General features: G+C 45.8%; 18 protein-coding genes and 1 riboswitch. Of the genes, 9 read left to right on the forward strand and 9 right to left on the reverse strand.

Annotation, left to right across the window (positions count from 1 at the left end; genetic code table 11):
- Nucleotides 1-10 precede the first annotated feature (10 nt).
- From BCU75_RS03860 to BCU75_RS03880, 5 genes are all read right to left on the reverse strand, one after another.
- Nucleotides 11-1,321: a type II toxin-antitoxin system HipA family toxin gene (locus BCU75_RS03860; protein ID WP_069591743.1), complete on the reverse strand. Its 1,311-nt coding sequence runs from the start codon at nucleotides 1,319-1,321 to the stop codon at nucleotides 11-13.
- A complete protein-coding gene (locus BCU75_RS03865) occupies nucleotides 1,311-1,601 on the reverse strand; it encodes a helix-turn-helix domain-containing protein (protein ID WP_017099541.1) in 291 nt (96 codons plus the stop codon). The genes BCU75_RS03860 and BCU75_RS03865 overlap by 11 nt, the downstream gene beginning before the upstream one ends.
- Before the next feature lie 637 nt (nucleotides 1,602-2,238).
- Nucleotides 2,239-2,451, reverse strand: coding sequence for a transcription antiterminator/RNA stability regulator CspE (cspE, locus tag BCU75_RS03870; RefSeq protein WP_004735656.1), 213 nt, complete (start codon nucleotides 2,449-2,451; stop codon nucleotides 2,239-2,241).
- 310 nt (nucleotides 2,452-2,761) lie between these two features.
- Nucleotides 2,762-3,187 carry a phosphate-starvation-inducible protein PsiE gene (locus BCU75_RS03875; RefSeq protein ID WP_102472974.1) on the reverse strand — a complete coding sequence of 142 codons (426 nt, stop codon included), beginning with the start codon at nucleotides 3,185-3,187 and terminating at the stop codon, nucleotides 2,762-2,764.
- 234 nt (nucleotides 3,188-3,421) lie between these two features.
- A complete protein-coding gene (locus BCU75_RS03880; protein WP_102472975.1) occupies nucleotides 3,422-4,792 on the reverse strand; it encodes an NCS2 family permease in 1,371 nt (456 codons plus the stop codon).
- 58 nt (nucleotides 4,793-4,850) lie between these two features.
- A riboswitch (purine riboswitch) is annotated at nucleotides 4,851-4,950 on the reverse strand.
- 348 nt (nucleotides 4,951-5,298) lie between these two features.
- On the opposite strand from BCU75_RS03880, the gene gmk reads away from it, so the two are divergent.
- The 4 genes from gmk (at nucleotide 5,299) to recG (ending at nucleotide 10,844) form a co-directional block, all read left to right on the forward strand.
- A complete protein-coding gene (gene gmk, locus BCU75_RS03885; protein ID WP_102472976.1) occupies nucleotides 5,299-5,922 on the forward strand; it encodes a guanylate kinase in 624 nt (207 codons plus the stop codon).
- A 116-nt stretch (nucleotides 5,923-6,038) separates the two neighbouring features.
- Nucleotides 6,039-6,311 (forward strand): DNA-directed RNA polymerase subunit omega, encoded by a 273-nt coding sequence (gene rpoZ / locus BCU75_RS03890; RefSeq protein ID WP_009848003.1) that lies wholly within the window; start codon nucleotides 6,039-6,041, stop codon nucleotides 6,309-6,311.
- A gap of 59 nt (nucleotides 6,312-6,370) precedes the next feature.
- Entirely contained in the window at nucleotides 6,371-8,497 is a 2,127-nt protein-coding gene (spoT, locus tag BCU75_RS03895; protein ID WP_102472977.1) for a bifunctional GTP diphosphokinase/guanosine-3',5'-bis pyrophosphate 3'-pyrophosphohydrolase, read from the forward strand.
- Between the two features lie 268 nt (nucleotides 8,498-8,765).
- Complete coding sequence (recG, locus tag BCU75_RS03900) at nucleotides 8,766-10,844, forward strand: ATP-dependent DNA helicase RecG (protein ID WP_102472978.1); 2,079 nt, start codon at nucleotides 8,766-8,768, stop codon at nucleotides 10,842-10,844.
- A gap of 258 nt (nucleotides 10,845-11,102) precedes the next feature.
- On the opposite strand, the gene envZ is transcribed toward recG, so the two are convergent.
- Nucleotides 11,103-12,398, reverse strand: a complete 1,296-nt coding sequence (gene envZ / locus BCU75_RS03905; RefSeq protein ID WP_102472979.1) for a two-component system sensor histidine kinase EnvZ — start codon at nucleotides 12,396-12,398, stop codon at nucleotides 11,103-11,105.
- A 145-nt stretch (nucleotides 12,399-12,543) separates the two neighbouring features.
- Entirely contained in the window at nucleotides 12,544-13,263 is a 720-nt protein-coding gene (gene ompR / locus BCU75_RS03910) for an osmolarity response regulator transcription factor OmpR (RefSeq protein ID WP_010433618.1), read from the reverse strand.
- Nucleotides 13,264-13,705: 442 nt separating this feature from the next.
- On the opposite strand from ompR, the gene greB reads away from it, so the two are divergent.
- Both greB and BCU75_RS03925 read left to right on the forward strand, forming a co-directional pair.
- A complete protein-coding gene (gene greB, locus BCU75_RS03920; protein ID WP_102472980.1) occupies nucleotides 13,706-14,188 on the forward strand; it encodes a transcription elongation factor GreB in 483 nt (160 codons plus the stop codon).
- A gap of 665 nt (nucleotides 14,189-14,853) precedes the next feature.
- Nucleotides 14,854-17,184 carry a Tex family protein gene (locus BCU75_RS03925; RefSeq protein ID WP_102472981.1) on the forward strand — a complete coding sequence of 777 codons (2,331 nt, stop codon included), beginning with the start codon at nucleotides 14,854-14,856 and terminating at the stop codon, nucleotides 17,182-17,184.
- Nucleotides 17,185-17,308: 124 nt separating this feature from the next.
- Here BCU75_RS03925 and BCU75_RS03930 read toward each other — a convergent pair whose 3' ends face one another.
- Complete coding sequence (locus BCU75_RS03930; RefSeq protein ID WP_102472982.1) at nucleotides 17,309-17,782, reverse strand: ATP-dependent Lon protease; 474 nt, start codon at nucleotides 17,780-17,782, stop codon at nucleotides 17,309-17,311.
- Between the two features lie 175 nt (nucleotides 17,783-17,957).
- Nucleotides 17,958-18,734, reverse strand: a complete 777-nt coding sequence (gene bioH / locus BCU75_RS03935; RefSeq protein WP_102472983.1) for a pimeloyl-ACP methyl ester esterase BioH — start codon at nucleotides 18,732-18,734, stop codon at nucleotides 17,958-17,960.
- Nucleotides 18,735-18,827: 93 nt separating this feature from the next.
- Between bioH and BCU75_RS24730 the strand changes: the two genes are divergently transcribed.
- From BCU75_RS24730 to nudE, 3 genes are all read left to right on the forward strand, one after another.
- Nucleotides 18,828-19,541 (forward strand): phosphoribosyltransferase family protein, encoded by a 714-nt coding sequence (locus BCU75_RS24730; protein ID WP_198593391.1) that lies wholly within the window; start codon nucleotides 18,828-18,830, stop codon nucleotides 19,539-19,541.
- Between the two features lie 109 nt (nucleotides 19,542-19,650).
- The gene (nfuA, locus tag BCU75_RS03945) at nucleotides 19,651-20,235 is read left to right on the forward strand and encodes a Fe-S biogenesis protein NfuA (RefSeq protein WP_004735612.1); all 585 of its coding nucleotides are present in this window, start codon (nucleotides 19,651-19,653) and stop codon (nucleotides 20,233-20,235) included.
- A 313-nt stretch (nucleotides 20,236-20,548) separates the two neighbouring features.
- Nucleotides 20,549-21,100, forward strand: coding sequence for an ADP compounds hydrolase NudE (gene nudE / locus BCU75_RS03950; RefSeq protein ID WP_102472984.1), 552 nt, complete (start codon nucleotides 20,549-20,551; stop codon nucleotides 21,098-21,100).
- Nucleotide 21,101 lies beyond the last annotated feature (1 nt).

The raw sequence follows: 21,101 nt of genomic DNA on the forward strand, positions 1-21,101 counted from the left end.
CAACACCATCTCAAGCTATAAGTGCCGCATTTTCTTGCTTACGCTCTGCGAGTGTTTTTTCTATGGCTAACACAGTAGTCTTACTCACACCGTGTTGCTCAGCAAGCTGCCTAAACTGACTAATGGCATCAACGACCTCTTGAATGCATTGCTGTGCTTCCTTCCAATTAGCAAAGCCTGCACTAGCCGCTAGCTTTTGCATCACTTTGAGTGGTGGCGTTTTTCCGTACCCGGCAAAAGCAGTCGCATGCTCGTTAAAAGGGTGAGGGCTAAACGTTACATCGTAAAATGGTGCGAGTTGCCAACTGCCATCATCGGCTTGTAAAAAGCCCCAGTTTTTACTGTGATCGTCTTGGTTAGCAGCAAACAAGTTAAACATTGCGCGGCGAAACTGAAGTTGCCCGGCAGCGGGTGATTTACACAGTTGACGACTGGCCTTAATCAGGTCGCTGTAGTCTAAGCTCGGGCTTCGAAAATCAGCATCCAATAAGCCGCAAGCACTGTGCATATGTAAACGCCCAGCCTTCTCCTGCGCGGGTAAATAGTCAAAACGCTTTAACGCAAGCCATGCTTTAGCACCGCTACTTGTAGGTGCTTCAATTAACTGCCACATCGGCGGCTGACATTTTGCCTGCTCAGCCATTTGCAAATAAACGGCTTCACACAAACCTTCTTCATGGCCCAGTGCCAAGTTCTTCGAAGTAAACTTAACTAACCATGCTTCATCGCCAGGTTGTGCATAAGTACGGCATTGCGTCGCATCTCCAGCAGGCATATAAATTTGCGCTTTAGGGCGAGCACCGCCGGAGCTGCCGACGGCCACCAAGGTTGCTAACACTTGCTGAGTGCTACCATCTAAATCGTCAGATAGAGCCTGGTCAAACAAGGTTTGGGCTTCAAGCCCAAGTGTTTCCAAATCAATATCTGAACGATTTTCTAATGAGAGCTCTGATACAGGGGTAAAAGACAATGCCCCCATTCCTTGCTGGCCAACAAAAGCCAGCCTGTCCATTGCTGTTACTTGTGCTGGCAAAATACCTTGTTGGCGGAATACACGATCTTGCAATAACAAACCCCAACCATCGGGAAGACTATCACCAAAAACACCGTGAATGCCTTGGTGTGGTCCTTTCGGTGCTTGCTGTAATCGCACATCTCCTTGAAGCGTAAAAGGGGATAAATTGCCAAACGTGCTTAGATAACCTTCATCGTACTGAAAGAAAACACCTTGACGGTTTTGCGCTAATATACCCACAGATACCGTTTCGCCTGTTGTGAGAGTGCGCTCCACATTCAACTTTTGAATGGATTTAAAGCTCATCTTTAAGCACCTCTTCTATACTGGTCGGTAAAGCACTGCGGTCAGCCGTTGTTTGTGTCAGTTGATAAAGTCGGTCTAGTGAATCCAACGACTGCCACAAAAGCAGCAGCTGACGAAATGATATTTGTCCGGTGAGTTCAAACTTTTTTATGGTTGAAGCAGGTACGCAACTGCGCTGGGCTAGTGCCTCTCGCGATAGCTTCGCTTGTTTGCGTAAGCCTCTCATATGAGTAGCAAAAGCTTGGCTTACATCGGTATCATCTAAAAGTGAAAAGTTCATACACAGCCTTTATGGATACAATAATGTCTATTATAGTGTTATTTTGTGATTTATGGATACTATAGCATCCATAAAGATATGAATAACTATCACGTAACTGTAGAAGAGATACTCAAAGCTGATACTTTGCGTCAAGCAAGGGGTTGAGGTAAGGTAATTCATAGCCTAATAGGCTCGTATCTAGGAAGTGAACCGCTGGTGGTTAAATTGGTGGTCATCAATAAGATTAAGAGCTAATTAAAACCACAAGTCTCTGTTTTTAAATTACTTTAATATCTCAATCGACATTCAGATCCAGAACATTGAATAACAGTTTGTCAGTAACACGCTGAATAGCCATTAGCTGAATCAGTGTTGATTAACTGACAGTGTTGAGTAGATCAAGATAAGCTCCTAGTTTTAGGGGCTTTTTTTATGGATACAATAATGCCAATCAGGATGAGTAAGTGAGCAAGTTGTTATGCAGGAGATTTGTTTGGAGCAAGAGATAGATACAGCTATAGATAGAACAGAAAAGAGGATGTAACAAAGGATTTTAGAATATTTTGAGGGGGATATTACAGGTGAAACTAGAGGGGAAAGATTTAAGCGGGAAAGTGACGCAAGTTGCTAATGCAACCTGCGTCGACTTAAAATCTTATAGAGCTACAACGTTTGCAGCTTGAAGACCTTTTTGGCCTTGCTCTACTTCGAAAGACACTTGTTGGCCTTCTTTAAGAGTCTTGAAACCTTCAGAAGCGATTGCACGGAAGTGTACGAATACGTCAGCGCCGCCGTTGTCTTGAGTTAGGAAACCGAAACCTTTCTCTTCGTTAAACCATTTTACTACGCCGTTTGTTTTGTTAGACATGATGTGTCCCTTATATAAAAATAAAAAATTAATCGCCAAAAGTGCGATGCGCTGAAAGCTTGAATTATTTAATGTATCTATGAAGCCAAGGGAAACACTGAGAATAACAATGAAGCAATACTAAGGGTTTTACTTTACAACTGATGTTTCATTTAATAACTCTGAAAACAGAGCGACGCCATTCTTGGTGATCTGGGCCAGGTTGTAAAGCTTTATTTGAAAATAATTGATGTTTTTTTGTTCGGTTGGCTTTAATTAAAGCCCAGCGAGGTCACAAGGCTTCATTTGTAAGACTTTGATCTCAAAAAATTTACTCATCCGGCTGCTTGGTTCTTAGATCGACATATGGCCAGTAATGATGCCCTACTCGAATTAACAGTGTGGCTGCGGCTAAGATAAAGGCAGCGACCGACAACCAAACGATAAGTACTGCATCTAACTCTTTCATACCTAAGGTGATGTAACGAGCAATTGCCATCATCGCAATGTAAATGGGGTATCGCACTGGGATCTTACCGTTCATCACAAACTGCTGAACCATCGCCAACACTTCTAAATAGATAAACATCAGCAGAATGTCGGTCAATTGCACTCGGCGTTCAGCGAAGACATGCATGAACTCTTCGACCATCGCAAACAAGGTCGCCAGTGTGATCGCCACCAGCAATACCGCTTCCATAATATGGAATACTTTTAAAAACGGCTTACTAAAAGATTTAGGCAAGTTAGAAGGCATAGTCACTCTTCAAAAAATAATTAATCCAGTCTCTACAATAGCATGCATCAATATAAGTCGCGTACTGTCAAAGCATCGACTTGGGGATAACGCTATCAATTCATCGGTAACCACCAGGAAGAAGCAAAGGTAAGAAACAACAGATACAAAAATGGCCCCACATTCACTGCAGAGCCATCTATTTATCTTTTACTTAACGACTGCTACTTAACAAACGTTATTTCGCCATTAGGCTTATAGCAGTATTAGGTAAGTTAAGAACACCACACACAGGCCGTAGATAAGCGGGTGTACTTCTTTGCGCTTACCTGCCACAACCATAGTGAATGCGTAACTGATGAAGCCCATCGCCATGCCGTTTGCTGGTGAGAAGCTTAGCACTGTGAACATGATGGTGAAGAAAGCTGCAATGCGTGACTCTTTCTTTTCCCAGTTAATCTGACCAAGACGACCCACCATGTAGATGCCTACCACAACCATAGCAGGCGCGACCATTGCCGCTGAGAAGATAGAGAATATTGGGTATAGGAATAGAGACACTAGGAATAAGCCCGCCACCATAACTGCCGCCAAACCTGTTTTCGCACCTTGAGAAGAAGCAATACCCGATTCAGAGAAAGCGGTAATCGATGTAGTACCTAAAATCGAACCAATTACCGTACCTCCAGCATCAGCAACCAAAGCTGATTTTGCGTTTGGTACCTTGCCATCTTTGTCGATGATACCCGCATCACGACCAACACCAACAATCGTGCTTAAGCCATCGAAGAAATCGACAATCAGGAAAATGAGGACGATGAACAATAGGTCGAACATTTTCTCAGGGGTGAAAGCTGAGAAATCAAAGATCGCGCCGAAGCTGCCCGCCATGCTTGGTGGCATAGAAATGAATTGGTCTGGGATTGGTGCGTTTGATGTACCTAAGAACACATCAGCCAGAATCGTCAATGCAATCGCCGAAACAAACGAGATAAACGTTGCCAGCTTAATGTCACGAACCATACAGCCCAATGCGATAAAGATGCTCACGTAAGCGATGAGCACTTTCGGATCTGAGATGTCACCTAAGCCAACCAGTACAAACGGGTTAGACACGATGATGCCTGCATTCTTAAGTCCTAAGAAAGCAATGAATAAGCCGAGAGACACAGTAATCGCCAACTTCAAATCTTCAGGAATCGATTCAATCATCGACTTACGAATATTGGTCAATGAGAAAGCAAGATAAAGAATACCCGATAGGAAGATGCCAAATAGCGCTTCATTCCAAAGTACTGCGACTGAACCACTTAACAGTAGGCCTTTGAAGAAGCCATTCATGCTCATACCTGGCGCCAGCATCACTGGGTAGTTGCCCCAAATGCCCATGATAAGCGTTGCGATAGCCGCAGACAAAGCGGTTGCCGTAAATACTGCCCCTTTATCCATCCCCGGAATGCCACCCAAAATTGCTGGGTTAACTGCCAAGATATAACTCATCGCTAGGAAGGTAATAAACCCTGCGTATAGCTCAGTGCTGATCGTGGTCTTTCTTTCGGTGATTTTAAACAAGGAGTCAAGCGAGCCAGAAGACTTCTGGGCTTTCAGGGTGGAGTCGATATTCACAACAAAACCTATGTAATAAATTAAGAAATTTGAGATTCAAATGCTGTGAGAATAGAGGAGTCTCTACACTAAAAACTGTAGTCACCAAGGTAGGCTCGGTAGTAGAAACATCTAGTCCATATCACTAGATATATACAGCATTTAATCGTTTGCGCGGATTGTAAGGATTGAGATTAAAACTTCAACAAATTTTGTTCAGATCACATAAAAAACTGAACATGGTAGACCATTACATTTATATGAAGATCAGACAAAGGATCATTTGAGAATAAATAACGATCAAGCCAGTTGTTCTCAATCATCTAAATATGCTACTCTTCGCCTCCATTTTTCTGACCTAATTTTCACCAGTTGTCTCTATTAGTTTCACTTGTTATCTCTATATAGATGTAACCATCGGAACAATGAGTAGATGCAACCACCGGAACAAAATTAGGGTCAGTGCTATCTTTTATAGTGTCGGTTTATCACCTTCACTCAATCCAACCAACAGTGGAAATATACAGATGGGCATAGGTACTCTTTACATCGTATCTGCACCTAGTGGCGCAGGTAAATCGAGCTTGATCTCAGCAATGCTGGAAACCAATCCAACCTACGCAATGAAGGTATCTGTTTCACACACCACTCGCGGTATGCGCCCTGGTGAAGAGAATGGTGTTCACTACCACTTCGTAGAAAAACATCACTTCGAAGACCTGATTAAGAAAGGTGAGTTCCTAGAGTACGCTGAAGTGTTCGGCAACTACTACGGTACTTCACGCGTTTGGATTGAAGAAAACCTAAACCGCGGTATCGATGTATTCCTAGATATCGACTGGCAAGGTGCTCGTCAGATCCGTGAGCAAATGCCTCAAGCGAAGAGTGTCTTTATTCTTCCACCATCAAATGGTGAGCTGGAGCGTCGTTTGAATGTTCGCGGCCAAGATAGCGACGAAGTTATTGCGAAACGCATGAGCGAAGCAAAATCAGAGATTTCTCACTATGCAGAATATGATTATGTGATCGTGAATGACGACTTTGATGCAGCCTTAATGGACTTCAGAGCTATCATTCGTGCGGAGCGCTTAAAAGAAGATAAGCAAGCAACTAAATACAGCGGCATGCTTACAGCACTACTGGCGGAATGATCTATAACTAGATTTTCCACTGAGATAAGTATACGGTGAACTAGAAAGTCTCTAGTTAAACTTGTATACTTTCTCGTCATCTAAAATTTATTAGTTAATTACTATTTGGAGTCCTCATGGCACGCGTAACTGTTCAAGACGCTGTTGAAAAAGTTGGCAACCGTTTCGACCTAGTTCTTATTGCGGCTCGCCGCGCACGTCAAATGCAAACTGGCGGCAAAGATTCACTAGTGCCTGAAGAAAACGATAAGCCAACGGTTATCGCTCTTCGCGAAATCGAAGAAGGTCTTATCACTAAAGACGTACTAGATGCTCGTGAGCGTCAAGAGCAACAAGAGCAAGAAGCGGCTGAACTTGCAGCAGTAAGCAGCATCGCTCACACTCGATAGCTCATATTCGCTGATAGAATCAACGTCATTCGAACTAATTAACCTTCCGGGCCTTTAATTTGTATCTATTCGATAGCCTCAAAGACGTTGCCCAAGAATACCTAACAGAGCCTCAAATTGAGGCTCTGCGTCAATCTTATGTGGTAGCGAGAAATGCCCATGAAGGGCAAACCCGTTCAACGGGTGAACCATACATAATCCATCCTGTTGCTGTTTCAAGAATCCTGGCAGAAATGCGTCTGGATATCGAAACCCTGCAAGCCGCCCTACTCCATGATGTAATTGAAGATACTGAAGTTACAAAAGAGGAGCTAGAAGCTCAATTCGGCAATACCGTTGCTGAACTGGTAGATGGTGTATCTAAGCTGGATAAGCTTAAATTTCGTGATCGCAAAGAAGCGCAAGCAGAGAACTTCCGTAAGATGGTTCTCGCCATGGTGCAAGACATCCGCGTTATCTTGATCAAATTAGCTGACCGTACTCACAACATGCGTACGCTTGGGGCTCTTCGTCCTGACAAAAAGCGTCGTATTGCTCGTGAAACTTTAGAGATCTATTCTCCGCTAGCTCACCGCCTTGGTATTCATAACATCAAGACTGAACTAGAAGAGTTGGGCTTCGAAGCCCTTTATCCTAACCGTTATCGCGTACTTAAAAATGTAGTGAAAGCTGCTCGTGGTAACCGTAAGGAAATGATCCAACGTATCCATAGCGAAATCGAAGGCCGCCTTGAAGAAGTCGGTTTGCCTGCTCGTGTACTTGGTCGTGAAAAGAACCTGTTCTCCATCTATAACAAGATGAAAACCAAAGAGCAGCGTTTCCACACCATTATGGACATCTACGCTTTCCGCGTCGTAGTTGATACCCCAGATACTTGTTATCGCGTACTTGGTCAGGCTCACAGCCTGTACAAGCCTCGCCCTGGCCGCATGAAAGACTACATTGCGGTACCAAAAGCCAATGGCTACCAATCTCTGCATACGTCAATGATCGGCCCTCACGGGGTACCAGTTGAGGTCCAGATCCGTACTGAAGATATGGAGCAAATGGCAGATAAAGGTGTCGCGGCGCACTGGTCTTACAAAGGCAGTGGCTCGCGCAGTAGTAACGGGACAACTGCACAAGTTAAAGCACAACGTTGGATGCAGAGCTTACTTGAGCTGCAACAAAGCGCAGGTAACTCATTCGAATTCATTGAAAACGTTAAATCTGATCTGTTCCCAGATGAGATCTTTGTGTTCACGCCGAAGGGTCGCATTGTCGAACTTCCTGCAGGTGCAACAGCGGTTGATTTTGCTTACGCGGTGCATACCGACGTTGGCAACATGTGTGTAGGGGCTCGTGTAGACATGAACCCTTACCCACTCAGCAAATCGCTGAAGAATGGCCAAACCATTGAGATCATCAGTGCTCCGGGCGCACGTCCAAACGCCGCATGGCTCAACTACGTAGTGACCTCACGTGCACGTACTAAGATCCGTCAGGTTCTGAAAACGATGCGTCGTGAAGAGTCGGTTACCCTTGGTCGTCGTCTACTGAACCATGCACTTGGTGAACACTCTATTGCCGATATCGGCCAAGAGAATATCGAACATGTATTGTCTGACTTGCGCTTAGAAAGCATGGAAGATTTGCTAGCATCGATTGGTCTTGGTGAGCTGATGAGTATCGTCATTGCTCGTCGTCTACTCGGTGATGCTGACGAACTAACTGAAGTGGCAAACAACAGCGATACGCCTAGGAAGAAATTGCCGATCCGTGGTGCTGAAGGCCTGCTACTTACGTTCGCTAACTGTTGTCACCCGATTCCAGGCGATCACATCATTGCTCATGTATCTCCAGGTCGTGGCCTTGTGGTTCACCGCGAAACGTGTCCAAACGTACGTGGTTACCAAAAAGAACCAGACAGATACATGGCGGTGGAATGGTCTGACGATTACGATCAAGAGTTCACAGCTGAACTTCAGATAGATATCCAGAACCACCAAGGTGCACTAGCAGAGTTAACGAACGTTATCTCGAAAACGGGCTCAAACATTCACGGTATTTCAACGGAAGAACGTGATGGACGCCTGTACACAGTGACTATCTTGCTGACCACCAAAGATCGTGTTCATCTTGCAAGTATTATGAAAAAGCTCCGTGTGATGCCACACGCGCTCAAAGTAAAACGTCGCAAAAACTGATCGAGAAACAAATTAAAAAGCAGAGGAGAGATACGAGTCTTGAGATTTGAAGAGCAAAAGCTTTTCACCACTCAATTATTCATATTTCGAGTCTGCTTTAATTTTTTGTATTTACCCTTGTCCTGTTTTCTATATCCCCCTTTCGTACCCCGTTTACCCGCACCTCGTATCTACTCTTAATCTCTTATCCGCTCTTTCGCTTTATCCTGTACAAAAATCCAGTAAAATGCTTGAATAGATTATATCTCTTACGTTTATGAGCCTTGTTATGTCACAGCTTTTATCTGCTATCCCTCTCAACTCTTTATCTGGAGTCGGCGCAAAAGTCGCAGAGAAACTGGAAAAGGTTGGGCTTAACAATGTACAAGACCTGCTGTTTCATCTCCCTTTACGCTATGAAGATCGAACACGCATCTACCCTATCGTAAAACTGCACGCTGGCCTTTGGGCGGCGGTGCAAGGCAAGGTGATGCACGTCGATACTATTTTCGGTAAACGTAAGATGCTCGCGGTAAAGATCAGTGATGGTAACGGCACCATTACCCTGCGTTTTTTCAATTTCACTGCAGGCATGAAGAATAACTTTGCTGAAGGCAAACAAGTACACGCTTACGGTGAGATCAAGCGCGGCAATATGGGGCTGGAGATCGTCCACCCTGACTACAAATTCTTTGCTCCTAGGCAGCAGCCAGATGTTGAAGCTAACCTGACTCCGGTATACCCAACCACCGAAGGGCTAAGACAAGTCACGCTGCGTAACCTCACCGAACAAGCATTAGAGCTGATAGATAAAGCGGCCGTTAATGAGTTGCTTCCATCAGGTTTATACGACCACCAAATTACACTCGCACAAGCTTTACATACCATTCATAGGCCGCCTCCGGGCATTGATCTAGAGCTGTTTGATGAAGGAAAACACCCTGCTCAACTGCGCCTGATTATGGAAGAGCTACTGGCTCAAAACTTATCGATGTTGTCAGTCCGTAGTAAAGGGCAGCAAGACAAGGCAATGCCTTTTCCTCCGGTAAACACCCTCAAAGACAAGCTATTGGCTCAGCTGCCATTTTCTCCAACCAATGCTCAAGCACGGGTGACCAAAGAGATCGAAGCTGACCTTGAAAAGCCACACCCTATGATGCGTTTAGTGCAAGGAGATGTGGGCTCAGGTAAAACCTTGGTTGCTGCACTGGCGGCAGTTCGCGCACTCGAGCATGGCCAGCAAGTCGCCTTAATGGCACCAACCGAATTATTAGCAGAACAACACGCGATCAACTTTGCTAACTGGTTTGAGGCGATGGGCATTCAAGTGGGGTGGCTAGCAGGTAAGCTCAAAGGTAAAGCTCGAGAAACTGAATTGGTGCGCATTGCCAATGGTGAAGCCCAAATGATCGTCGGCACACACGCTTTGTTCCAAGAGCACGTAGAGTTTAAAAACCTTGGCTTAGTGATCATCGATGAGCAACACCGATTTGGTGTCCACCAGCGATTAGAGTTACGAGAGAAAGGTGCCAAGCAAGGTTATTACCCTCATCAACTGGTGATGACTGCTACGCCGATTCCACGAACACTCGCGATGACAGCCTATGCCGATCTCGAAACCTCGATTATTGATGAACTACCTCCGGGGCGAACGCCGATCCAGACTGTCGCAATTCCTGATACTAAACGAGACGACATTGTCGAACGCGTGCGTAATGCGTGCCTCAATGAAGGTAAACAAGCCTATTGGGTTTGTACGCTGATTGATGAATCAGAAGTATTAGAAGCTCAAGCCGCAGCCGACACCGCAGAAGAACTGCAACGCATACTGCCTGACGTAAAGATCGGCTTGGTTCATGGGCGAATGAAACCCGCCGAGAAACAAGCTGTGATGCGAGAATTCAAAGAGAACAAGCTTCATCTATTGGTTGCGACAACCGTCATTGAAGTCGGTGTGGATGTACCGAATTCAAGCTTAATGATCATCGAGAACCCAGAACGTCTTGGCCTAGCGCAACTGCACCAACTGCGTGGCCGTGTTGGCCGTGGTTCAGTCGCGAGCCATTGTGTACTGTTGTATCACTCTCCACTGTCTAAAACCGCTCAGAAACGCTTAGGGGTACTTCGTGAAAGTAACGATGGCTTTGTGATTGCTCAGCGTGATTTAGAAATCCGTGGCCCCGGTGAACTGCTCGGTACTAAACAAACTGGCTTGGCTGACTTCAAGATCGCCGATCTAATTCGTGACCAACGTTTAATCCCTGAAGTTCAGCGTATCGCACGTCATATCCACGACAGCTATCCAGACAACGCCAAGGCGATCATCAACCGCTGGTTGGGTGAACGCGATGTTTACTCTAAGGCTTAGTTAACAACTGGGACTGAATTCAAACGTAAAAAGGCTTCCTCAAGGAAGCCTTTTTAGTACTCGTCACTTTCATCAAACAAAAGCGAGATTCCCTATTCGCTCGTTCCTCACGATAGAGAATGACGATCAAAGTAAACTTTCACCATCAAAGTCCATGGTTAGCAATTCGTCATCCCTTAGAGGGAAGAATGACCGAGTTGAGGATCTCTTAATCGCTTTCCGAACCGAACCCGTCGCCATAATACAGACCGATGATATTTAAGGTTTCACAGGGAAACTGATCTGCGCCTTCAAGCCACCCTCACTGCGGTTATTCACCACCACCGCACCTTGGTGTTGGCTGACAATACGTTTCACGATCGCCAAACCTAAACCTGTCCCTTCACTACCACGAGCCGTGTCACCACGAGTAAACGGTTCAAACAGCTTCCCGATCTGGTCTTGTGGAATACCCGGACCGTTATCTTCTACCGTTACCCAAGCCAGTTTGTTATCTGCCGTCATTCCAGTCGATACCTTGACCCAACCATTGCCATAGCGCAGCGCATTCACCACCAAGTTACTCACCGCACGTTTCATCGCTATCGGGTTACCTAATGCGGGCTTCATCGATTCAGGAATATCGGTTTCAATCTGAACCTCGTATCCACCCTCAGAGCTCGATACCTCGCGCGCAATATCATCGACAAATACCGCTTGGAATGACTCTCGATCAACTGGCTTTAGGTAGTCCATAAACTGACTGATGATCTCGTTACACTCTTCGGTATCACTGATTATGCCTTCCGCTAAATAACTGTCTTCTGGCGACATCATCTCGGTCGCTAAGCGAATACGCGTTAGCGGCGTACGTAAGTCGTGGCTAATACCTGCCATCAACAAGGCACGGTCTTCTTCTAGCTCTTGAATGCCTTTCGACATCTGATTAAAGGCTCGAGTTACCGAACGAATTTCTTGTGCACCTTGAACCGGCAGTGGCGGGGGAATATCGCCACGTCCCACCCCTTGCGCTGCTTTTTCTAGCGCAATCAATGGGCGGTTTTGCAATCGAATAAACAACCATCCCCCCACTACAATCAGCAACGCCATGATCAAGCTATTGCGGAACAGAGGTGCGAAGTCCTCTTCTTGCAGCTCTGATAGAGGAATACGAATCAATGAATTAGGTAACTGCGCAATGTCCATCCACAGCACATAACTCTCTTTACCTAAGATAAGACGAACTTCCGTTTCAGATCCGAGCTCTTTGGTCATCTCCTCACTCATCAGATCTATCGCGACCGCATGGTAATACTCACCCGACGCTTCACTGTCCTTTGCGTGAACCGTCACTCCGAGTTGCTCAAGTACACGCTGACGCAGTGGCGCATCAATCTCGATATCACTGCCTTGATCCAAGACGAGGTTTAGCTCGTGAGCCAGAATCTTATTAAACTGCTGCAAACTCGGCATCAATGCATAGTTAAACACCGCGTAATAAGAAAAGATTTGGCTAGCAACCAACAGGGTTAAAAAGAGCACTATCGACTGAGTAAAGGAGCTACGTATGCGCATAGAAGACCTAAAGTGAGGGATGACAAAGGGATATAGTGGGAACTATAGCTGTAAACCCTTGTGCTGAATACAAAACGGGCCATCGCAAATTAATGAGATGACCCGTAAATAAAGAATTCATAATCACAGAACGAGCAAAGCTAGGTTACACAGCTTTGCCATCTGGAACGAAGACATAACCCAAGCCCCACACCGTTTGGATGTAGCGAGGTTTACTTGGATCTTCTTCCACTAGGCGACGCAGGCGTGAAATCTGAACATCGATAGAACGTTCCATCGCTGAATATTCACGGCCACGCGCCATGTTCATCAGCTTATCGCGAGACATTGGCTCACGAGCATTCGTCACTAGTGACTTAAGCACCGCAAATTCACCCGAAGTCAGAGGCATCGGGTCTTCACCACGGAACATTTCACGCGTACCTAGGTTCAAGCGGAATTCACCAAACTCAACCACAGATTCTTCTGTGCTTGGTGCGCCCGGCGCTTCAATCACTTGGCGACGCATTACCGCTTTGATGCGGGCAAGCAGTTCGCGCGGGTTAAACGGTTTTGGCAGGTAATCATCAGCACCCACTTCCAAGCCCACAATACGATCGACTTCATCACCCTTTGCCGTCAGCATAAGGATAGGTAGCGAGTTGTTTGCGTTTCTTAGACGACGACAGATCGATAGACCATCTTCGCCCGGCAACATTAAATCCAATACCATCAAGTGAAAGTTTTCACGGGTTAACAGGCGGTCCATCTGCTCACTGTTTGCCACGCTACGCACTTGAAAGCCTTGCTCTGACAGATAGCGTTCTAGCAATGCACGTAAACGAGCATCGTCATCGACCACTAAAATTTTGTAGTTTTCTTGCATGTAATGGTTCCACCTATTAAAGCTTGAACCTGAGGTTAAGCATTCTTGGTAAATTGTATTAGGGCGTGTTGACCTTTCGTGGTTAAATTTTGTTCGAGATAAAAGCGTTTTAATCGCGGCGAGGGGGAAGTCGCCTAGTCATTCTAAGCAAATCTCCCTCAACAAAGAGTAAAACGCTTTTAGCCGAACCCTTCGGGCAGCGTTTGCTGGTCATTTCTACTGCGTTATCGGCTTCTCATGTAGGCTAGCTACACATCAAAGCCTCTGCCTTGTATAAATACCCTGCAACTCGCTGCAAAAATCAGCTCGAAAGATCAACACGCCCTAGTATAAGACATTAAAAATGTAACATTATTGGGGAAAAAGTCGCCTAAATAATTGTTAACGTATGTTGCCTTTATATATATTCTATCTTAGATCATCATTTCATTAAGTCAGATTTATGAAAACCAAACTTATCACCCGAGAAGGTTATAACAAGCTCAAAGCGGAACATGACCACTTATGGCACGAGAAGCGTCCAGAAATCACTAAGATAGTCACTTGGGCAGCAAGCCTTGGAGATCGCTCGGAGAACGCAGATTACACCTTCAACAAGCGTTTACTGCGTCAAATAGATCGCCGAGTACGTTTCTTACGTAAGTTCCTACCTGATGTCACGATCGTTGATTACTCTCCGCAACAAGAAGGTAAGGTCTTTTTCGGTGCTTGGGTGGAAATTGAGAATGATGATGGAGAAATTAAGAAGTTTCGTATTGTCGGCCCAGAAGAGATCTACGGCGATGCCAAAGGCTATATCTCTATCGACTCACCAATGGCTAGAGCTCTACTGAAGAAAGAAGTGGATGATGATTTTACGGTAACCACACCGGAAGGCGATAAAGAGTGGTTCATTAACTCGATTAGCTACGCAGATAACGCATAACCAGACCGAATAAACATTGAGCGACAAGCCAAGTGTTTATACAAAACCCAAATTCCAGATAAAAGAAAACCCCGCTAGGCTTGCGCCTGGCGGGGTTAAGTCTCTATCGCAGCAATCCGGCTACTGTTTATCTCTTCGAGATAAGGTGCTCCCTGCATCTGTCCTTGATAGTGGCTAAATCCTTTAACCAATTTCCTTTTTGTTCATCGCCATCCTAGCGGTGTCCATTCTAGCCTGTCATCCTGACTGGCGAATCTCATCCAGAGATTATCACTTCCTTGCTGACCACTCATCCTAAGTAATCAAATCTTCATCCTGAAGATACCTAGTCCATTAGGCTTTTTCCTGTTCCTGCCAACTCCCTGTCGACAAGTTAAATATTACGGTATTTGGGCAAGTTTCCTAGACAGTCTCAAAAAACATTTCGAGTGAGAAATACACCCAAAAACATCAAGCCATTAAAAATCAATAACTTAAAATGAAATTAAGACATATTGATAGGTTTAAGGCGACTTAGGCTTACATCACGTGTGAGAGATCTCGCACAAAGCGGATATCACAAACGGAAATTCGACTTCTGACACGATAATTACATAGCCAAAGCTAGAAAAAGCGTACGCTCACCCCCATGTATTTATCATGATATTAAATAAGAGATTCATCGGATGAGCCAAGCTATCTGTCGACTGATTGCTGAAGAACTGAATGTTCGTTCAGAGCAAGTCACCGCCGCAGTCAACCTAATTGACGACGGAAACACCGTTCCCTTTATTGCCCGCTACCGTAAAGAAGTCACGGGAGGCTTAGACGATACCCAACTACGTAACCTTGATAGTCGCCTTTCATACCTTCGCGAACTTGACGATCGCCGCCAAACGATTCTTAAGTCGATTCAAGACCAAGGCAAACTCACGCCAGAACTGGAGCGTGATATCACTCAAGCCGACAGCAAGACTCGCCTAGAAGATTTATACCTGCCATACAAACCAAAGCGTCGTACCAAAGGTCAAATCGCAATCGAAGCTGGCTTAGAACCACTTGCCGATACACTTTGGAATGAACCACAGCACGATCCTGAAACCGAAGCTGCTAACTTCATCAGCAGCGATAAAGGCATTGCTGATACCAAAGCCGCGCTAGATGGTGCACGTGCAATCGTGATGGAGCGTATTGCAGAAGACGCAAACCTACTTGAAAAGATTCGCCAACACCTCACGCGCAACTCAGAACTCGTTTCACGTGTCGTGACAGGCAAAGAACAAGCAGGCGAGAAATTCAAAGATTACTTCGAACACAACGAAACACTCAACAAAGTACCTTCACACCGTGCGCTTGCGATGTTGCGAGGCCGTAATGAGGGCTTCCTAACACTGGCAATGAATGCAGACCCTGAGCAGGAAGAAGGTGTACGTGGTTCTTACTGCGAGAACATCATCTCTGATCACTACGGTATTACCCTAAGCAGCGCTCCTGCGGATGCATGGCGTAAGCAAGTGATTAGCTGGGCATGGCGCATCAAGGTTTCTATGCACATGGAAACCGAGTTGATGGGCGCGATGAAAGAACGCGGTGAAATCGAAGCGATTGAAGTGTTCGCAACCAATCTTAAAGACTTGTTGATGGCGGCGCCTGCTGGCCCTCGTGCAACCTTAGGCTTGGATCCGGGTTTACGTACCGGTTCAAAAATCGCCGTTGTAGATTCAACGGGTAAGGTTCTAGCAACAGAAACCATTTACCCTCACCCACCACAGAAGCAATACGACAAATCTGCACACGTGGTTGAGCAGATGGTTCGCCAATATAATGTTGATTTGATTGCGATTGGTAACGGTACGGCTTCACGCGAAACAGACAGCTTTGTTGCTGATGTGATTAAACGCGGCAACCTAACAGCACAAAAGATTATTGTTAGCGAAGCGGGCGCATCGGTTTATTCTGCTTCAGAGTTAGCAGCGAAAGAATTCCCGAACATGGATGTATCGATTCGTGGTGCGGTGTCTATTGCGCGTCGTTTGCAAGATCCATTGGCAGAGCTAGTGAAGATTGACCCTAAATCGATCGGTGTGGGCCAATACCAACACGACGTAAGCCAAACTATGCTCGCTAAGCGCCTAGATGCGATTGTCGAAGACTGTGTAAACGCGGTTGGTGTTGATGTGAATACCGCCTCTGCTGCACTTTTAACTCGTGTAGCCGGTCTTTCTAATACCATCGCTCAGAACATCGTGGATTTCCGTGATGAAAATGGTCGCTTTGAAGCACGTACTACATTGAAGAAGGTCGCTCGTTTAGGACCAAAAGCTTTTGAACAGTGTGCTGGCTTCCTACGTATTATGGATGGTAAGAATCCTCTGGATGCTTCATCGGTTCATCCAGAAGCTTACCCATTGGTGAAAACCATCGCCGAGAAAAACCAAAAAGACATCAAATCTCTGGTGGGCAATACGGATTTCCTACGTGGTTTACATGCGATTGACTACACCAACGAAAATTTTGGTGTACCGACAGTAACCGACATAATCAAAGAGCTGGATAAACCGGGTCGAGATCCTCGCCCTGAGTTCAAGACGGCAACCTTCGCCGATGGCGTAAATAGCATGTCTGACTTAGAACCTGGCATGATCCTAGAAGGCGTAGTGTCGAACGTAGCTAACTTTGGTGCGTTCGTTGATATTGGAGTTCACCAAGACGGCTTAGTGCATATTTCAGCGCTAACCGATCGTTTTGTATCGGATCCTCATGAAGTCGTAAAGACAGGGGAAATCGTCAAAGTGAAGGTGATGGAAGTGGATGTTCAACGTAAACGCATTGCACTGAGCATGCGTATGAAAGATGAACCCGGCCAAGACAACCGTGCACAACGTTCAAGTGCACCTCGCACACAAAACCGCCCGAATCAAAACTCACAAGGTGGACAACGCCGCCGTGAGGAACCGCAACAAAACGCGGCGATGGGTGGTGCTTTTGCCGCTGCTTTTGCTAAAGCGAAAAAATAATCCGTTAGCGCATCTGATAAACTGATTCGCCTAAAACAAAAAACCTGCATCCCTTAGGGTATGCAGGTTTTTATTATGTGTTCAAAAAAGACATCAAAGTTTGGTTGGGTCATAAATTTTCGATTTATAACACGACCAGCATTCCTGATGGAGCATGAGGCGCAACAGCATGACCATAATGATATTTTATGACCTTACGTCGTTTCTCCATCTGTCCCTCCTGAATCGCCGCATCTAAAACATGCTTTGGCAGGCGGAAACGCATGGTATAGCCTTTACCTTGGTCAGCACTGTATGTTTTCAGTGCCAACAAGCTGAACAGCCTATCAAAAGGATCTTGTGGCTCTTCTTGGCTAACCGAATTGGCCTCTGACTCGTTCTCCATTTCATAACCAGGATGGTCTGAAGGATCCCAAGCCGACTGCTGCCTTCGTTTATCGTCTGATTTAACCTTACGCTCTGCATTGGTTCTCGCCAATGCTACTGCGGGAGCAACTGGTTCTCGGACTCTATTATCACGCGCAACTTGCTCTGTTTGCACATTAACGGATGGAGCGATCAGTGGCACACTTACTGCAGTTGCAGGTGACACAATCATCGCGAACTCTCCTCAAGAATCGCCCATCGTTATTGCCATAACACTGCTGTACTGAGTTACACAACAGGTATAGCCCAAAACTTACCGCAATCAACTCTGGAGAGAGTGAGGTCTGAGCATCATGCAACGCCTTGGTTAGGTTATATATCGACCAATCCGGCAATAAATTTAGTGATTATTTTTGCGCGAAGCTAACTAGTTCACTGCAAAAGGCATCGGCTTCTGTCATAAACGGCGCATGTGAAGACTGCGTGAATATATATTGCTCGGTATGAGGCAGCGCTCTACCCAGATCTTTTGCTACCTTGATTGGCACCAATCCATCCAGTCGACCGTATAAACGCAGCATAGGCACAGAGATCTGCGGCAGTTGTTCACGGAGGTCGACATCAGACAACATCTTTAGTCCCGCCAATAAGGAATCTGGATTCGGCAACGGTCGAGACAGCACCGCTTGCTTGAGCTGTTTTACATCTTGCCTTGCAGAGGGGCTACCCATGGCTTGCAGTGCCATAAAACGTTCGATGGTGGTTTGGAAATCTTCAACTAGCTGCTCGGTGAAGGCGCTTAATACGTTTGGCTGAATGCCACGCCATAACACTGGTTCTTTTGCGGCGGCGAATTTAGGAGAACTGGCGACAGTCACCAATTTGCTTACGTAATCTGAGTGATGGAGAGCCATGTGCGTCGCGACCAAACCACCGAGTGACCAACCCACCCAAATCGCTTGCTTGGGCGCGTCGACCAATAGTTGCTGAGCAATCTCTTCCAGATCTTGAGCGTGGCAATGCGCGCTGTGTCCATACCCTGGAAGATCGACAACATGCACTCGGAAGTCAGCTTCTAAAGCAGTAACCGTTTGCTGCCATACGGCACCATTCATACCCCAGCCGTGAACCAGAACTAAATCAGGCCCTTGCCCAGAAACATGCCAATACAACGCGTCACTCATTTTCAATATTCCCTACTTTTTTCATCGGCGATTACCTGTACTTTTCAGTATGGTGAGTAAAAGGAACACCATAACCCAAAAGCATCTTGAGCTATGTTATCTGATTGGCTACAAAAACACACACCACGTCTGGTCACACCTCAATGCCACCTGTGCAAGCTAGATAAGCTTCCCGACGACGCACACCCTCGATGGTGCAATTCTTGTCTCAAACTCTTTGAGCCAGTGCCGCGCTGCCAACGGTGTGGTTTAAAAACACTGATCACAGTAGATCAGTGCGGGCAATGTTTATCACAGCCTCCACCTTGGCATCGTCTCTATTGTGTTGGAGACTACACCTTTCCAACAGCACGTTACATTCAACAAATGAAGTACGCCGATAAGTTTTGGTTTGCACGCGATCTATCAAAGTTATTGGCTTCACGTATCGAGCACCCTGCTCCGCTGATCACCAGCGTACCTCTGCATTGGCGTCGATATATTCATCGTGGCTTTAATCAAAGTCAGCTGCTTGCTAATTACACAGCTCAAGAACTTGGCGTTAAAGATGAGGAGCTTTTCCGTCGAATTCGCTCAACCGCTTCTCAGCAAGGGCTGACTAAATCCGCACGCTTACATAATCTAAAGAGCGCTTTTACGCTTCGAAAACAAGACTTTCAAGGAACTGTCCCTTATCACGTCGCGATAATTGATGATGTTGTAACCACCGGCAGTACTGTGTATCAATTATGCCAATTACTACTTGAAGTAGGCGTGAAAAGGATTGATATTTACTGCATCTGCCGCACTCCTGAGCCCTCTGGATAAAAGCTGTCAATCGCTACTTGTACAGCAATCCAACAAAAAAGGGCTGAATTACAAATCTGACAGGAGTAGAATGGCGCTAATAACCTACAAATCTACTCAGGTATTCGTCGTGTCAAATATTACTATTACAGAAACAGCTCAAACTCACTTTGCCAATCTGCTGTCACAGCAGCCTGAAGGTACAAACATTCGTGTGTTCGTGGTAAACCCAGGCACACAAAACGCTGAGTGTGGTGTTTCTTACTGCCCAACAGATGCTATCGAAGCGTCTGACACTAAGCTTTCTTTCGACGCTTTCTCTGCTTACGTAGATGAGCTAAGCCTACCATTCCTAGACGAAGCTGAAATTGACTTCGTAACTGACAAAATGGGCTCTCAACTCACGCTTAAAGCGCCAAACGCTAAGATGCGTAAAGTATCTGATGACGCAACTCTGATAGAGCGTGTTGAGTATGCAATCCAAACACAAGTGAACCCACAACTTGCTGGCCACGGCGGTCACGTTAGCCTAGTAGAGATCACTGAAGAAGGCGCAGCTATCGTTGCATTCGGCGGCGGTTGTAACGGTTGTTCTATGGTTGACGTAACGCTTAAAGAAGGCATCGAGAAAGAACTTCTTCAACAATTCGAAGGTGAATTGACGGCCGTTCGTGATGCAACTGAGCACGATCGCGGTGAGCACTCTTACTACTAATCACTTTACGACTAAGCACTCATGCAGTCTTAGCCAGTAGAAAGTTAAAGATTCAATCAAAAGGTTGATGCGCAAGCATCAACCTTTTTTTATGTTTAAAACAGAGAAGCACTTCCGAACCGTCTATTTCTCGTTCAATGCCAATAATGACGGGCGCGTTACCATTTGCAGTAAGGTATTCAAGTGATCGCAATCGGTTCCTGATCCAATAATTCCAGGATATGAAAACTCGGATCTAGGAACTCAACTCTATTTCCCCTATATTAGAATGACTTTATAAGAAAGAATTCCAATGAGCTAAGGAGCGAGCGCAATGACAAAAAGGACCAAGCCAGAAATTTTGGCTCAACAAACTGTCGCTCAATCAAAACTATTCTCTATCGAGTCTCTCGATCTACGCTTTTCAAACGGTGAAGAGCGCACTTACGAACGTATGAAGCCCAGCGGCCGCAACGCAGTAATGATGGTTCCAATTACTGAACAAGGCGACATTCTGTTAGTGCGTGAATACGCAGCAGGCACAGAGCGCTATGAGCTCGGCTTCCCCAAAGGGCTCATTGATCCAGGTGAGCAGCCCAATCAAGCCGCCGTTCGTGAACTAAAAGAAGAGATTGGCTTTGGTGCCAACAAGCTTACTCCTCTAAAAGAAGTGATCCTTGCTCCCTCTTATTTCTCTAGCAAAATGACGCTGTTTATCGCAGAAGAACTCTACCCAGAGAAACTAGAAGGTGACGAACCAGAGTCACTAGACATTGTGCGCTGGCCACTTGCTCAAGCCGAAGAACTATTAACGCATCTCGACTTCTGTGAGGCTCGCAGTATTACAGCCCTACTATTAGCCCTTCGTGTATTAAACAATAATTAGA

It is taken from the genome of Vibrio splendidus (assembly GCF_002873455.1).
GTDB lineage: Bacteria > Pseudomonadota > Gammaproteobacteria > Enterobacterales > Vibrionaceae > Vibrio > Vibrio splendidus_J.